This is a genomic window from Paenibacillus sp. J22P218 (assembly GCF_056269195.1).
Window position 1 is genome coordinate 151,422 of the sequence record NZ_JBWDNL010000008.1, and the last position, 14,525, is coordinate 165,946.

A 14,525-nucleotide genomic window follows, 5' to 3' on the forward strand; every position below is an offset into this window, starting at 1 on the left:
ATGTTTTTATATTTCAATGTCGGTTCTAGGGAACATCTAAAGAATCACTTCCATAATAAAAAACCATGCTCATCACAATCGAATACAATCGATCACGAATGCAAAGGTATATAAAAAAATACTACATAATACTATGTGCAGTAAATATAGTAAATGATATAGTATTTTTAGTATATCCAATAGTAAATTGTGGGAGGCACCCTAATGGCAAAGATTGAAATCAATATTGATGATAGTACTCTACTCGAAGCAGAGAAGATCCTACATGCTCTTGGAATGAATACGGAGATTGCCGTGAACATTTTTTTAAGTAGAGTTGCTTTAGAGAAAGGTTTACCGATGACTATGGCCACTTCGACATCAAGCCACTCTGAAATCAATCATCCTGAGGAGATCGATGAAGACTACGATCTTGATTCGAAGCAGCTTCCACGCAGCAACACCAAGATCACACCTGCCATGGTTGAAGGGATTTGGCTGGCGTTCCTACGTCATACTAAGGGATTAGGCGAAGTTAATAAACTCAGTGATGAGGTAGCTGACAAGACTAAAATGAGCCGCGGGAGTGCTTTCATTTACTTAACGGTCTTAGTTAACCTGGTTAACGGTCAACACAATACTCGCCTTATTAAATATAAAGATCTAGAATTTCTAATGGGCAAAATAAAGACCGAATTAGGCGAAAGCAAGTATCAGAATGCCGTCCAATCACTGAGGTTGTCCATTCCTTATTGGAGAGAGAGAATCCCCGGTGCCTTTGCGGATAAAGTCGAGGCTTATTGCAATAAGTTTTCGTCTTACGAATGATGAGGGAATTGTGAGGGAGTATTTGCCCTAATGCCTGATATACTAATAGTATCGAGAACTGTAATCCAGAGCCTTTACGGGAGTATTCCCCGCGAAGGCTTTTGTTTTGCCCGAAGGAGTTGAAGTGATGCCCTACAAACCGAAACACCCCTGTGCTTACTCCGGCTGCGGTCGGCTTGCCGAAAGCGAGCAATACTGTGCCGAGCATCAGCGGGTTGTTACCAAACACTATAATAAGCACGAACGCGACCCTGCCTCCAACAAACACTACGGTCGTTCCTGGAAACGAATTCGCGACCGCTACATCAAGGCGCATCCTCTGTGCGAGGAGTGCCAAAAGCAAGCGAGGATGACACCGGCCCAAGAGGTTCATCACATCTTCCCGCTTTCCAAAGGTGGCGGCAACGAAACAAGTAACCTCATGGCACTGTGCAAACCGTGTCACTCCCGGATCACCGTCGAGAGCGGCGACCGGTGGGGGCGGTCGAATCTCTAAATCTTTTTCATGCGGACAGCGGCGGGGGGCCTCGTGTGAAAAAACGCGATTTCAAACAAGGGAATAGCCCCCAACACAGAAAAACCTATCACCATATAGGCAAGAGGCTTCTGAAAGTAAAATATTAAGAATCACGTGAAAACTCTAATCTCTTACTTGCCCAGTTAAAGGAGAAACTCATTCCATTGACCATTTTTAAACTGATGGTGGAATGTTCAGAGTTGATTTGAAAGGCTTTAATTTTTGCAATTGTATCCAAAGGGTTTAATGTACTATGGCTGTTCTTATAAATATGTTTGTTGTTGTTCATGCTACAACATCCTTTCTTTTAACTATTAATTGTTATTAAACAGGTTCAGAAGTTTTCTCGCACCCTCACCCAACCTTGTGACGGAGGAATTGTCCTTGGCAATCTGATACAGATCTTCTAGCTTGGAGGATATGTATTCATTCCATTCGACAGAGTTGCAAAGGAAATGCGTTTCATCAGCATTGACCAGGTACGCCTCAATTATGTCGGTTAGTTTGTGCTGTCCGTCTGTATCGGTGTAATCTACCCTGTACAGATATAAAGTACTATTGATTTTTTCTATATTGGCATAGAAAAAATCATCTGTGATGTCTTCCTTGGAATAAATGACTTCTCTGATTTTTCGACCGGTACCCAATGATAACCATCCAATCCACGCATATTCATACGAACGGCCCTCTGGGTCATACTCGCCAGTCTCAAATGCCCTTTTTGAAATTGGTCCGAGTTTATCAAAATCATCCGGATTATTAATACTGTCAATCTGCTTGTAGGTAAAGACGTTCCAGAACTGCGTGCCATTCACCGACATGGTATATAGGGATTCGATAAAGTCGATGAGAGCATTTTCGTCTGTGGTGTTATCCATCCCATCAAGCATCAGGTAGTCCATGGATACCATTAGTCCATCTGCAATTTTTTTAAGCAGTTCATAACTCATGTTAAGACCGTTGTCATCCGGATTTGCTTTTTTCAAGCGGGAAAGATAACCGCGGCTGACCTTGACCTCGTCCTCAAGAGAACTACGTTTGATGTTCTTCTTCATGAGAAGCTTGTCGATGTTTTTCATTATTATCTGCTGCTGTTTGTGCTCCATGACGCTCACCCCCTGTGTTCTGATTGTAGATTATCCGAATTGAATCATTATGTCAATTTTTTTCAAATTTGAATTATTTGATGCTGAACTTCAATAAAATGATTTATCCCTGTGTTATTAGTCTTACGAGATGTCCATTAAGTACACAGAAAGATTGCCTGAACAGAAAAGTACGACAGGTTTCTGCTAATGTAAGAAATTTGTTTGAAGCAATGCTTCACAAAAAAATTTTTCAAAAATTTATGAGGGAGTATTTTGATGGCCAAAGACGGTACTAACCGCGGCGGCGCTCGTGTCGGCGCGGGTGCAAAAAAGAAGCCTTTCGCCGATAAAATAGCTGCAGGCAATCCCGGCGGCAGAAAGCTCACCGTCATCGAATTTTCGAATACCGCAGACCTCAAAGGTCAGGTGATTCCTGAACCGAACAAAATGCTCGAAAGCTGTACAGAAGGACGGTAAGACGCTAGTCGCGAGCGAAATTTACAAGTCCACATGGAATTGGCTGGAATAGCGCGGTTGTGCTGCCCTCCTCTCCCCTCAACTTCTCGAGCGCTACGCGATGAGTGTGTCCCGCTGGATTCAATGCGAGGAAGCAGTCACCGAATATGGTTTCATTGCAAAGCACCCTTAATAAGTACAGCGGCTCCATTCGAGCATCGCCGCTGCCTTTGGTCATCACGTCAAAGAGTCTTCGGTTGGGTTGGTATTCAGTTCATCGAAAACTACTCACCACAGCTGGGGATAACCAGAACAGCATCTGCTGGGAAGTACACCAAAAGGCGCTGGATATCATTGATGGCAGGAAAAACGACCCCACCTTCAATCCCGTCATTTTTGGCGCTGAACCAGAGGATGACTGGACAGACCCTAAGGTGTGGAAAAAGTCAAACCCATCACTTGGTATTACCGTCAGCGTAGATAAAGTTAAGGCAGCTTGTGAATCTGCAAGGTAGAACCCTGCCGAAGAGAATAGCTTCCGGCAGCTTAGGCTAAATCAGTGGGTCAAGCAGGCAGTCCGCTGGTGCCAATGGATAAGTGGGATGCCTGTACGTTTAAAGTTAATCCAGAAGCTTTGCGGGAGCGCGTCTGTTACGGTGGGATCTCTCCTCTTCCACCGACGTTACAGCCTTTGTCCTCGTTTTCCCGCCGCAGGATGAGGACGATAAGTACAGTGTCTTGCCCTTCTTCTGGATACCGGAGGACAACATCGACCTGCGTTTCAGCCTATTCAAAGCACCGAATTATCACTCCCATTGGCAACACTTGGGATGAGTTATATTTGTTATATTTGGAGAAGGATTTTACACCCTCAGGTGTCTGGCTTATAGATACTATTGGTAAAGGTATGCTGGTATTTAATACTAAGGGAAAAATTGAGCGACAAAAAATGAAAATTCCAAGATCACCTTCTTCAGGTTCTCAGATGCTGTTCGGGGCTGCAGCCCAAAATATCTATAATAACTTTAGATCACACGTTAGTTGGTAGACGAAATTAATAGAGGAAGTAAGATGGTTAAATCATTCGGAGAATCGCTCCTTTTTATTGCTGAGAACAATCCATGACTTCTTGCCCGGTCACTGTTGAGCCATTCTACCTAATACGTTAATATAATAGGATAATGTTGCCATATTATGCAGGGGGACTTATGATCATCTCATATGATAGAGAAGCTGAGTTAAGAGAGAACTTCAATCAGTTCATCGCTACTAAAGTCACTGGGGTAAACGAGGATTACTATTCGCGGCTATCCATCGAAGACTTCGAAGAGATCAAGACAACTCTTAAGGACATACATAACATTATCACTTACAAGACGACTGTCCGCTTCATCGACTGGGTGAGCGAACGCTTTCCTTATGTGAGGAATAATTATCAGACCTATCTAAATCAGGTACTGGGTACGAAGCCAAGTGACAACGGATATGATCTCGTTGTCACTGGCGAGGTAAACATCATTGCTGAAATTAAGTGCAATAAGCCTATAAACAATGGCTATAAGTTTGGTTCTGCTCAGAGAAACGGTATCGTTAAAGATATCCAGGGGTTACTTGAAGGGAAGTCTAAGGTTAAATCAGTGGACTCCAGTGCAGCTTATAAATTCCTCGTTATTTATGATTTTGGAGAACATACCTTAAAAGCCACTCAGCACCTTATCAAAAATATACATGCTGAATTAAGGGATAAGGTCGAAATCTATGAGAACAATTTCCTGCTTTCTTTGGAGAAGGTTTATATCGTATTCACTAAATGAAGATGTCTAGGAGTGAAAATATGACCATTGAATCTGTACAGCACTATTTACCCGAAGAACTCCCCGACCACCTGTTCACACAGAGCCGCTTGAGTAAAATGGGTCTTGCTCCAACCGGAGAGCATGCCGCATTTGTTGTCTATCCAGAACAGCATCAGAAATTCAAATTGTACGACATCAGTGCGACGAGAAAGCGTAAACAACAAAAGGGATTGGATCTCGTTCAGAAAGATGCAAAGGTCGAGCAGATTTTGGCAGAACGTAAACGTGAACTGGAAGTCAGGAAAGCTCAGTTAGGCTCAAAATAAAACTTCTTTTAAGGAGGATACTATTATGAAGATAAATTTCGATCTTTTAGGTGAGGATAATTCTGCGGATACAGTCTTGAATCCACGAGAAATCTTCAGTGTGTTACCCGAGAAAGACCCTCTCTATAATTATCCAAGGGATGTTCAGACAGAAGTGTGGAACCAGTGGTTTGACGATAGTGTCAGGAACAATGAGTACAATGTTATCAAAATGAACACTGGTAGTGGTAAGACAGTTGTTGGTTTGCTGATTTTGAAAAGTTGCTTAAATGAGGGCAAGGGACCGGCAGTCTATGTTGTGCCTGACCCCTATCTAGTCTCGCAAGTTTTTGCAGAAGCAAAAAGACTGGGCATTGAGGTTACCGATGATCAGGATAGTATTAAATTCAAAAGAAGTCAGGCAATCCTAGTAATCAATGTCTTTAAGCTGTTTAATGGCAAGTCATCTTTCGGGGTTAACGAGAGAAAAATCCCTATCGGCAGTATTCTTATTGACGATGCTCATGCTTGCTTAGATATTACTGAATCCCAGTTCACTATGGAAATTCCCTATTCAACAGAAGTCTATCCTAAGCTATACGGACTTTTTAAAGGCTCGTTAGCTGAACAATACGATACAGGTATCTTAGAACTGGAAGCTGGGAGTCCTACTGTTAATATGTTAGTTCCATATTGGACATGGCAGGATAATGTCAAAGAAACGACTCGGATTTTATTCGAAGCTTTCCAAACAGCAGAAGAAGCTTATAGAAAAGGAGATTCGGATAAAAGCTACGACTCCCTTCGCTTTTCGTGGCAATTATTAAAAAACTGTTTACCTCTCTGCAGTTGCGTTTTCGGGAGTGATAAAATAGAAATCTCGCCTAGGTGTATCCCAATTAACTCAATACCGAGTTTTGTGGAGAGCAAGAGAAAAATATTCATGAGTGCAACTTTGGCAGACGATAGTATATTAGTCTCTCATTTTAATATTGATGCGGATAAGGTTAATGCTGCAATAACCCCGGAATCATCAGATGATATTGGCGACAGGATGATCCTTGTTCCTCAAGAGTTAAACTCCGAAATCAAGGATGAGCATATTAAAGATTTTCTGAGAGAAAAATCTAAAAGGCACAACATTGTTGTAATAGTTCCCTCGTATTATCGTTTGAAGTTCTGGGAGGATAGTTGTGATCTGATCCTAACATCTTCAAATCTTCAGGAGGGCATCACAAAACTTAAAAACGGACATGTAGGGCTTGCTGTAATGATAAATAAGTATGACGGAATTGATTTAGCTCAGAAGGCTTGTGAGATCTTAGTCATAGACGGATTACCCGATGTTCGTAGAAAGATAGACAAAATCGAACAAGGAATACTCTTTGGTACGGATGACACTTTGTCAAAAACCATCCAGCGCATTGAACAAGGCATGGGAAGAGGCATTCGTTCAAAGGATGATTACTGCGTTGTATTCCTCATGGGACGAACCCTTATTGATAATCTTTATGGAGAAGGTGCGATCGATAAGTTTACCCCCGCTACTAAAGCACAAATTCGCCTTTCTGATCAACTTGCAAAACAGGTTAGAGGAGCAAGCATTGAAGATCTAGAAGATGTAATTAACCATAGTTTATATAGAAATACCTCTTGGATTTCAAGGAGTAAAGGTGCTCTAGTACACCTTAAGTATGATGCGAGCTTTAACGTAAACTCAGTTATAAAGAAGCAACGTGCGGCATTTAATTCGTCTTTGATAAGAGATAACATGAAGTCCGTTCAGTTAATCAATGAGTCAGTTAATGAAACCTCCGATTTAAAGTTTAAAGGCTACTTGAAGCAACAGCTTGCAGAATACTTATATTTTATAGATCAAGAAGAATCGCATGTGACCTTAAAATCAGCAGTTAAGGATAATCATCTTGTTCTCCATCCAATGGAAGGAATTCAATATGCAAAACTGCAAAAGTTCATTGGCAGTCAGGCTATCCAAGCATCGAGTTTCTTAAGGCAAAAGTTCGACACCCCGAATAAGTTAATCCTGGGTGTAAATAAATTACTTGAGCAGTTGATCTTTAAGCCGGATTCAGCAGCGATATTTGAACAAGCATGTAAAGAGATGGCATTCTATCTTGGTTTTTCAGCTCAGAGACCTGAAGCTGAATTTAAGAAAGGGCCAGATGTATTATGGGAAGTTGGAAACCTTGATTATTTCGTTATCGAGTGCAAAAACGGAGCCACTTCTCCAACCATCAGTAAACATGACTGTAACCAGTTGAATGGTTCGTCAGTTTGGTTTGAGGGGAAGTATGATAACTCTTGTCGTTATACACCTATCATGATTCACCCGTTTACTACATTCGAATACGCAGCATCACCTAACAGCAATATTCGAATTATGAACAACGAAAAACTTGAGCTACTTAAGTCACGAGTCCTAGGTTATGCAAAGGCATTAGCGGCACATGGTTCGTTTGAAGACACAACTAAAATCGATGAGTTGTTACATGCATATACGCTCAGAGCGGCGACATTTGTCCAAGAATACACCGTCGGATTTACCGTAATGAATCGATCATAAACTTCTTGTAATTTATACCAGTTTATAGTATTCTTTGTTTGTCCGAAAGCATCGGCAATCCCCTGTTGAGAAGCACTCACAGGGGATTTTCTTTACTATGAGGTAACACGCAACCAATTCTGTAACAACGCAATCAATATAAAAGATATACAACGGTATTTTCTCTCAGCGACCATTACGCTTATAATATCTAACCCATTCTCAGACGGTAGCAAAATGAACGCCGATCTTCTAAGCTGCTTCAGTATTCGTTACTTCATTTACGATCACGCGCAAAAAAACCTGCTCTTTGAATGCCTTATCGAATTTCTCTGACTACCATAGTGAATCCCTTCACTTGTATTATAGAGGGTTTCTACGTGTCTATTTATTCGGGGTAAGGTCAGATAGTTTGAACTCCTGTCCTAATAATTGAAAAAACAAGAATCAGGCATCTCGCAATTAATCTATTTCTTTCGTCAACAATCGGTCAACTCTACTATTTTCTAGCCTCTGTTTCACACTTTCACTTCATCTGTACTACTCCCCAAACCAGCTCCACCACCGCATTCTCAGCGATCTGTACCATTCCTCACCAACAAAGCCACCGATTCTACGTGCACGGTATGCGGAAACATATCCACTGGTGTAACCTCCACCGCCCGAAATCCTAGCCAAAGTCAAAGGATTACAACACACATCACAACCCGCTTCGACTGCATCTTCAGGATCGTATCGAGCAACGCAAAATCGCAGCCCTTTCGAGGAGGATCGATGGCGATGACATCTGTGATGATAACTTCCTCGCACCAGCACGGAATAAAAACTTCGGCGGGGCCAGCTTCAAAGCTAGCAGACTGGAATCGGATAATTTGCTTCGCGATATTTACGACGCTGTCGTCATTCCAATCCGGCTCTTCCTCTGTTCCAAACAAGCCCATGTAGTTTAACCCATTAATCAAAGGTAAAGAAAACTTTAAACTAGCGCTTGAGATAAAACCTGCCAATAATGCTATCATTAAAATAATCAACTTAATTTATAGCGCATCTAGTAGATTGGGGTCGACTTCATGATGAGGGATATTCTTCGATTCGGTTCTCGTACGATCTTGCTTCGCATAGCTGTTGTCGTTGTTGTTGGTTTGGTCGCAAGCTATGCCCTCGTCTCTGCACCGGACTCCCCTCGGATTAAAAGCGAAGAAGGCATTCTGGATTTAACGGAGGATCATGTTAGTAACAATCCGCGAAAGCTGCAGGGAGAATGGGCGTTTTACTGGCAAGAGCTGCTTTCGCCAGAGGATATAAGGAGCCGCACGGAAAAAGGGGGACAGGCTGATCGGTATATCAACATCCCCGGGTCCTGGCTAGGCTACCCGATGGATGGTCAAGAGTTGAAAGGAGACGGCTTTGCAACCTTTCGGCTGGTCATCGAGCTTAGCAAGCAGGATCGGAATGAGAGACTTGCCCTGCGGCTGCCTGCTATTTTTCATGCGTATAAATTATGGGCCAACGGTGAACTGCTGGCAGAAGTCGGTGCGGTTGCTCCGGACAAGAGTGGCGTGACACCGCATCTGGCAACGAAGCTGGTGTTCTTCCAGCCCGAAAGCGACACGGTAGAGCTGGTTATGCAAGTAGCGAACTTTCATCATAAGCGAGGCGGCATCACCAAGGATATCGAGCTGGGCGGCAGTGATGCGTTAACGGTCAAGACACACCTGAGAATCGCCGCAGATATGCTTATCACCGCAAGCCTGCTGGTGATCGGCATTTATCACCTGCTGTTGTTCATACTGCGACGCAAAGACAAGGCCCCCTTGTATTTCGGTCTGTTCACCGTGTTGTTCGGTATCCGATCCTTGCTGGTCGGCGAGCTCATGATCACGCAATTGTGGCCGGCTATTCCATGGGAATTGCAGTTCAAGATCGAGTACCTGATTCTTTGCAGCAGCGGTTATATCATCACGATGTATTTTGAATGCATTTTCCCGAATTATGTGTCGCGATGGTTTCGCCTTGGCAGTCGAATCGCAACCGGCGCACTCTGTCTAGTCGTTGTGGCGACCCCGGCACTCCTTTATTCCAAAATGTTGCCGATGATCGGCGTGATCGTTGTTCTGCACATGGCGTATCTGATGTTCGGGCTTGCCCACGCGGCTGTGCGGCGCATGGAGGGAGCGCTGACCTTCCTGTTAGTGTCGGTCGTTACTCTTGTTACGGTTATCAATGATTTTTTATATTACAACGAATGGTCGGTAATCGGAAATACGTCTCCGCTTGGTCTGTTGGTATTTACGATCGCACAAATCGTTTTGCTTTCTTCAAGATTTACGAGGGCGGCAACGAACGAAGAGCGGATCGCGCGCGAGCTGCAGGAAGCTAATGACAAGCTGATCGAAATGAATGCCAATTTGGAGCGGATCGTGATGGAGCGCACGCATGATTTATCCGCAGCTCACGAAGATCTCCGCGCGTCGTATGAACGGTTACTCCACTCCGAGCAAGGAAGGAAGAAGCTACTTGCCTACATTACGCATGATCTGCGCATGCCGCTGTCCAGCATGCTCGGTTATGTCGAGGCTGTGAAGGACATGGTTAGGCCGGAACGCAATGAACAGTACCTGAAGTATATCCGGGATAACACGATAAGGATTAACCGCATGATCGAGGAGTTGTCCTTCTTGTCGCATCTAGAGACGGGACAAGTCGCTTATCGAATGGAGCCGGTACATGCGATTCACTTTTTGCGCGGTTTTTTTGAACAATATGAGCTGGTTGTGCGTGACGCAGGGCTGGATTTCATACTGGATATCGGAAATACGGAAGATCAACGCCCTGACTTGCCGGTTGTCGAGATGGATGCGCAAAGATTAGAGCAGGCGTTGTTTAATCTCGTGTCGAACGCGATGAAGTTCACCTCTAGCGGCGGGGTGGTACGTCTTGCACTGGCAGTGGACGAAGCGAAAGATAGCCGCTTTGCGATCATTAGCGTACAAGACTCCGGCACGGGCATTCCCCCGGAGCAGCTCGAGCAAATCTTCGATCGCAATTACAGGTATGATCGATCGAGCATGGAGAATGGAGTAGAGGGTAGCGGACTCGGACTGGCGATATGCAGGGAAATCGTACAAGCCCATGGAGGGGCGGTTCGAGCGGAGAGCGATGGCAAGACGGGGTCGATATTCTATGTATCGCTGCCTTTGTATTCGAGAGACAGGAAGGTGACAGCGTGAAGGACACGTACAAAATTATGATCGTCGATGATGATCCCCATATATGCGAGATTGTTCAGGCGTATTGCGATCGGGAAGGCTTTATATCCTCGTATACCCACAGCGGGACGGAAGCCATGAAGCTGCTTGCGTCGTTCGATCCGGATTTGATCGTACTGGATGTGCTGCTAGCTAATGAGAACGGCATTGACTGGTGCAGGAACGCACGCAGCTACACGAATGCGCCGATCGTATTTCTGAGCAGTCGCGAGGAAGACGAGGTGAAAATCAGCGCATTATCCTATGGCGGCGACGATTATGTGACCAAGCCGTTCAGTCCGGGAGTACTCATGGCCAAAATCAAGGCTCACCTTCGCCGAGTGTCGACAAGCAGAAGGGAACAGCTGCTAGAGTTACCGGGTTTGACGCTGGATTTCTACGCACAGTCCGTCACCATAGGCAGTAACACCGTCTTTTTATCGAAAAAAGAATTTAGTCTGCTGTCCTATTTGGCGCAAAACGTTAACCGCGTCGTCGCTGTCGATACGTTGTTCCATCTCATCTGGGGTATGGACAGTCTGGAGGATACGAGAACGGTCGCCGTACACATCAGTAATTTGCGAAAAAAAATAGAGGCTGATCCTGTTAATCCGGAGAGAATCATTACGATTCGAGGGGCCGGATATATGCTGGTTGGCCAGCAAGCACGAACATAGCGATAAGGTTGGCCGTGTACACGACTGCCGATCATACACGATATACACGAAGACCACCTCCGGTTTACTTGGGAAGGTGGTCTTTTTCTGCCGATATGCCGCTAAGCTTACTCCATGTTTTACTCAACCATTGAGCAAATAACTCTTCCTCCTCAAATTGAGGATAGTGAGCGGATTTTTCGAAAATAACAAATTCCTTCTTCGGCGCTTCCAGAACTTCAAAGTATTCTTTTGCCGCGTTTGCAGATGTCATATAATCATATTGTCCCATGACAAAATAAACGGGTATATCTACTTTATCAACAATACTTGTAATATGATTTTTCGACTCTTCCTCCAACAAAATTTGTTGCGATAATGAAACTCCTTTTAAATAGCGAACGACATCGAGCAAATTATACTCCGGATTAAAGAGAAACCCTGTGTAATAATCCCTGTTATCATCAATCAATCTAGCTGCTCCGCCATATTTTCGAATCATATCTCTTGGAGTAAGTTGCTCCCCTTTTTCTATTGGATCTCGAAGCCGTTCTAATCGTTCCGCATCCTTTAAATTACCGGCTAATTTTGCTTGTTTAATGGAATAATTCAAGCTATCCAATTCGCTTTGCCCATGATCGGCAACCTGCCCGATCCCGACATAAGCAGCAAATTTGTCAGGCGCTTTTGCAATAGCTTTCATTCCAATATATGTGCCAAAAGAATGGCCTATCAGCAGTACTTTTTCTTGTCCGAATTCCTTTTTAACATAATCCGTTAATGCCAACAAATCATCGACGAGCAAGTCTGCGGATAATTTAGAGTAATCCTCAAAAAAATGATAAGACTTCCCGCTTCCGCGTTGATCATAGTGTACGATTGTAAAGTTTTTTTCAAGTAAATCTTGATATTTCCGCACATAGGGAATTTCAGAACAGCCAGGACCGCCGTGCACAAAGATGACTATCGGATTGCGTCGGTCCACACCTCTAATCATGACTTCATGATCAGTGCCATTAATCTCGATCTGTTGTAAAAAACTTATGCTATTATCTCCTTCAATTCGAGGTGTCCATGTTGGAAACACCAATCCGATTGCTAGAAGCAAAACAATAATAAAAACACTTATTTTTGTAATCCTTATGTATTTTCTTTTCAATTGACGACTCCTATATTTTCTTGCCGCGGCATCAGTGAGATCCTTTTTTGAACGCAAGATAAACCGTCCACTCTCGGACGGTTCATTAACGTACAAACCCAAGTTTTATGATTTTGCGGAGAGTTAATAAAGCGAATTCACGATCCACCCGCTTGCCAGCGTCGGCATCGCCATTTGCATCGATGACTGGTACATCGCGAATTGTTGCACCTGGCGAGCCTTCGCGTTAAGCAAGCTGCTTGCCTTGACATCATTGTATCTTTCCGCCGCTGATGATAGACGGTCGGCTAGGCCATAATTGCCGCTAATCGCTTTCGTTGTTTGTTCGAAATTCGCGTTTAAGCTCTTCTTAAGCTGCTCTTCATCCAGCTTGAGCGTACCGTCGCCGTTACGGTGAATGCCGATTCGCTCATAAGTAGATGAGCTGACTAACGATTCCATGCTTTTACGGACAGATGAATCCATAACGCCGCCGGCTTCTTTCAAGCGATCATGCATCGTATTGTAACCCGTCACCAGATCTTTAACTTGAGCGATGATTTTGTCTTCGTCCGGTTTGATTTGAATTTTCACGGCTTCCGTCGACGGGGCTATGAGTGTCGCCGTAGCTTTGCCCTTCTCCAAATCAATCGTGTTCGACTGCGATGTTTGCGTAGCGCCGCCGTTCACGCTGTAGAACGCATTGGACGCAAGTTGCGTTGCATGGTTAACGCCGGTTGCCGACATCGCGTTGCCGGTAACGTCTTTAACCTCGAAAGCCTGATCCGCTCCCGTCTTATCACTGCTTAACTCGAGCTTCTTATTGCCTGTTTGATCATCCGTTACAATACTGGCGGTTATTCCCGTCTTCGCCGCATTGACCGCATCCTTCAGCTTGGTCAGCGCTTGATCGTTCGTATCTTTATCGGAGATAACAGCCGATACCTTCGTCGTCTTGCCGCCTATCGTAATGTCGAACTGATTGATGCCTTTGCTTACAACGGACGTATCTGCTTTAGACAAAAATGATCCGCTATTCGTTTGAGAAGTCGCGACCGCATTCACTTTAACTTCATAAGCTCGGCTCGCGGCACCGGCCGATGCAGCTGCAGTAACCTTCATCCTGTCCGATGATTCCGCCGTCCTTGCTTGGAAAGAGGAATTCTGCATTAATTTTTGCGCCGATGCTTGCATATCCTGCGCGGATTTCAAAAAATTCGCAACCCCGTTTGCCGCTGTCTTAATATATTGCTCATAAATATTGCTCTTCGAAACGAACTTTGAGAATAAAGACGGGTTCGAACTCGAACTATTGGAAGACTGGAAACTCAAAGACGTCGTTCTGCTAATCGGATTCATCAAGTTATAGGAGTTAATCGATAATGTCATCTGTCTAACCCTCCATACTGTCGCACAGTAATGTTAATTTTTGCTCAGCGAGGCATACTTGCTCGATCTAACGAACTCGCGATGGGCTTCCTGAATCGCGTTTGCGCGCATCAGCACTTCCTCGGAACCGCCATGCTTCAGTTGCCCGGCAATCTGCAACAGATTGTACGTGTTGTAATTGTTCGCATCCGCTTTGCTGCGGCTATGCCGCAATGCGTCCTCATACGCTTGGCGTTCCATGGAGAGTCTCATTGCTTGATCATGTAGATTCGGATCATTTCGCTGTAAGTAGTCCATTTCGTCGGTGCGCAGCTTCTTGCCCGTCACGAGTACGTTTCGAATAGATGCCACACGCGACTGATCCGTTGACGCGCGTGCGTCCTTGTATTGCTGCATCGCTTTGAAATAATTGCTGACCGGCTGCACGGATCTTACATTCATGCCATCCCCCCCTACTTTTTTCGTCAAATTCTACCATTTCTTTAAATTTATCATGAAAGAACGTTCTATAAAAGGTACTTAAAGAAAACTTTGTGTTCGAGTTAACTACGGCCCATGCCGG

General features: G+C 44.3%; 15 protein-coding genes. 9 read left to right on the top strand and 6 right to left on the bottom strand.

Annotation, left to right across the window (positions count from 1 at the left end):
- The first annotated feature begins 204 nt into the window (after positions 1–204).
- Both AC0YN0_RS28020 and AC0YN0_RS28025 read left to right on the top strand, forming a co-directional pair.
- Positions 205–807, top strand: coding sequence for a type II toxin-antitoxin system RelB/DinJ family antitoxin (locus AC0YN0_RS28020; protein ID WP_475824242.1), 603 nt, complete (start codon positions 205–207; stop codon positions 805–807).
- Between the two features lie 127 nt (positions 808–934).
- A complete protein-coding gene (locus tag AC0YN0_RS28025; RefSeq protein WP_475824243.1) occupies positions 935–1,303 on the top strand; it encodes an HNH endonuclease in 369 nt (122 codons plus the stop codon).
- Between the two features lie 124 nt (positions 1,304–1,427).
- On the opposite strand, the gene AC0YN0_RS28030 is transcribed toward AC0YN0_RS28025, so the two are convergent.
- Both AC0YN0_RS28030 and AC0YN0_RS28035 read right to left on the bottom strand, forming a co-directional pair.
- The gene (locus AC0YN0_RS28030; RefSeq protein WP_475824244.1) at positions 1,428–1,613 is read right to left on the bottom strand and encodes a hypothetical protein; all 186 of its coding nucleotides are present in this window, start codon (positions 1,611–1,613) and stop codon (positions 1,428–1,430) included.
- A gap of 25 nt (positions 1,614–1,638) precedes the next feature.
- Positions 1,639–2,430, bottom strand: coding sequence for a helix-turn-helix domain-containing protein (locus AC0YN0_RS28035; RefSeq protein ID WP_475824245.1), 792 nt, complete (start codon positions 2,428–2,430; stop codon positions 1,639–1,641).
- Positions 2,431–2,688: 258 nt separating this feature from the next.
- On the opposite strand from AC0YN0_RS28035, the gene AC0YN0_RS28040 reads away from it, so the two are divergent.
- The 5 genes from AC0YN0_RS28040 to AC0YN0_RS28060 all read left to right on the top strand — a co-directional run bounded on the left by AC0YN0_RS28040 (position 2,689) and on the right by AC0YN0_RS28060 (position 7,553).
- Positions 2,689–2,889: a hypothetical protein gene (locus tag AC0YN0_RS28040; RefSeq protein ID WP_475824246.1), complete on the top strand. Its 201-nt coding sequence runs from the start codon at positions 2,689–2,691 to the stop codon at positions 2,887–2,889.
- A 146-nt stretch (positions 2,890–3,035) separates the two neighbouring features.
- On the top strand, positions 3,036–3,383 hold the full coding sequence (locus AC0YN0_RS28045) for a hypothetical protein (RefSeq protein WP_475824247.1): 348 nt from the start codon (positions 3,036–3,038) through the stop codon (positions 3,381–3,383).
- 693 nt (positions 3,384–4,076) lie between these two features.
- Positions 4,077–4,682, top strand: a complete 606-nt coding sequence (locus AC0YN0_RS28050; RefSeq protein ID WP_475824248.1) for a hypothetical protein — start codon at positions 4,077–4,079, stop codon at positions 4,680–4,682.
- A 20-nt stretch (positions 4,683–4,702) separates the two neighbouring features.
- Positions 4,703–4,990, top strand: a complete 288-nt coding sequence (locus tag AC0YN0_RS28055; RefSeq protein ID WP_475824249.1) for a hypothetical protein — start codon at positions 4,703–4,705, stop codon at positions 4,988–4,990.
- Positions 4,991–5,015: 25 nt separating this feature from the next.
- Positions 5,016–7,553 carry a DEAD/DEAH box helicase family protein gene (locus AC0YN0_RS28060; protein ID WP_475824250.1) on the top strand — a complete coding sequence of 846 codons (2,538 nt, stop codon included), beginning with the start codon at positions 5,016–5,018 and terminating at the stop codon, positions 7,551–7,553.
- 659 nt (positions 7,554–8,212) lie between these two features.
- Here the strand turns inward: AC0YN0_RS28060 and AC0YN0_RS28065 are convergent.
- Positions 8,213–8,551: a hypothetical protein gene (locus tag AC0YN0_RS28065; protein ID WP_475824251.1), complete on the bottom strand. Its 339-nt coding sequence runs from the start codon at positions 8,549–8,551 to the stop codon at positions 8,213–8,215.
- Between the two features lie 51 nt (positions 8,552–8,602).
- Here AC0YN0_RS28065 and AC0YN0_RS28070 point away from each other — a divergent pair, with 51 nt between their 5' ends.
- Positions 8,603–10,762 carry a sensor histidine kinase gene (locus AC0YN0_RS28070; RefSeq protein WP_475824252.1) on the top strand — a complete coding sequence of 720 codons (2,160 nt, stop codon included), beginning with the start codon at positions 8,603–8,605 and terminating at the stop codon, positions 10,760–10,762.
- Positions 10,759–11,457 (top strand): response regulator transcription factor, encoded by a 699-nt coding sequence (locus AC0YN0_RS28075; protein WP_475824253.1) that lies wholly within the window; start codon positions 10,759–10,761, stop codon positions 11,455–11,457. Before AC0YN0_RS28070 ends, AC0YN0_RS28075 begins: the two co-directional genes overlap by 4 nt.
- Positions 11,458–11,521: 64 nt before the next feature.
- Here AC0YN0_RS28075 and AC0YN0_RS28080 read toward each other — a convergent pair whose 3' ends face one another.
- From AC0YN0_RS28080 to AC0YN0_RS28090, 3 genes are all read right to left on the bottom strand, one after another.
- The gene (locus tag AC0YN0_RS28080) at positions 11,522–12,595 is read right to left on the bottom strand and encodes an alpha/beta fold hydrolase (RefSeq protein ID WP_475824254.1); all 1,074 of its coding nucleotides are present in this window, start codon (positions 12,593–12,595) and stop codon (positions 11,522–11,524) included.
- Between the two features lie 123 nt (positions 12,596–12,718).
- Positions 12,719–13,963, bottom strand: a complete 1,245-nt coding sequence (fliD, locus tag AC0YN0_RS28085) for a flagellar filament capping protein FliD (RefSeq protein WP_475824255.1) — start codon at positions 13,961–13,963, stop codon at positions 12,719–12,721.
- A gap of 33 nt (positions 13,964–13,996) precedes the next feature.
- Entirely contained in the window at positions 13,997–14,404 is a 408-nt protein-coding gene (locus tag AC0YN0_RS28090) for a hypothetical protein (RefSeq protein WP_475824256.1), read from the bottom strand.
- Positions 14,405–14,525: the final 121 nt, after the last annotated feature.

Excerpts from the sequence above, each read along its gene's own strand:
- AC0YN0_RS28055 (WP_475824249.1), top strand. The coding sequence starts at position 4,703 with ATGACCATTGAATCTGTACAGCACTATTTACCCGAAGAACTCCCCGAC.
- AC0YN0_RS28065 (WP_475824251.1), bottom strand. The coding sequence starts at position 8,551 with ATGATAGCATTATTGGCAGGTTTTATCTCAAGCGCTAGTTTAAAGTTT.
- AC0YN0_RS28060 (WP_475824250.1), top strand. The coding sequence starts at position 5,016 with ATGAAGATAAATTTCGATCTTTTAGGTGAGGATAATTCTGCGGATACA.
- AC0YN0_RS28050 (WP_475824248.1), top strand. The coding sequence starts at position 4,077 with ATGATCATCTCATATGATAGAGAAGCTGAGTTAAGAGAGAACTTCAAT.
- AC0YN0_RS28040 (WP_475824246.1), top strand. The coding sequence starts at position 2,689 with ATGGCCAAAGACGGTACTAACCGCGGCGGCGCTCGTGTCGGCGCGGGT.
- AC0YN0_RS28030 (WP_475824244.1), bottom strand. The coding sequence starts at position 1,613 with ATGAACAACAACAAACATATTTATAAGAACAGCCATAGTACATTAAAC.
- AC0YN0_RS28020 (WP_475824242.1), top strand. The coding sequence starts at position 205 with ATGGCAAAGATTGAAATCAATATTGATGATAGTACTCTACTCGAAGCA.
- AC0YN0_RS28045 (WP_475824247.1), top strand. The coding sequence starts at position 3,036 with ATGGTTTCATTGCAAAGCACCCTTAATAAGTACAGCGGCTCCATTCGA.
- AC0YN0_RS28035 (WP_475824245.1), bottom strand. The coding sequence starts at position 2,430 with ATGGAGCACAAACAGCAGCAGATAATAATGAAAAACATCGACAAGCTT.
- AC0YN0_RS28090 (WP_475824256.1), bottom strand. The coding sequence starts at position 14,404 with ATGAATGTAAGATCCGTGCAGCCGGTCAGCAATTATTTCAAAGCGATG.
- AC0YN0_RS28070 (WP_475824252.1), top strand. The coding sequence starts at position 8,603 with ATGATGAGGGATATTCTTCGATTCGGTTCTCGTACGATCTTGCTTCGC.
- AC0YN0_RS28025 (WP_475824243.1), top strand. The coding sequence starts at position 935 with ATGCCCTACAAACCGAAACACCCCTGTGCTTACTCCGGCTGCGGTCGG.
- fliD (WP_475824255.1), bottom strand. The coding sequence starts at position 13,963 with ATGACATTATCGATTAACTCCTATAACTTGATGAATCCGATTAGCAGA.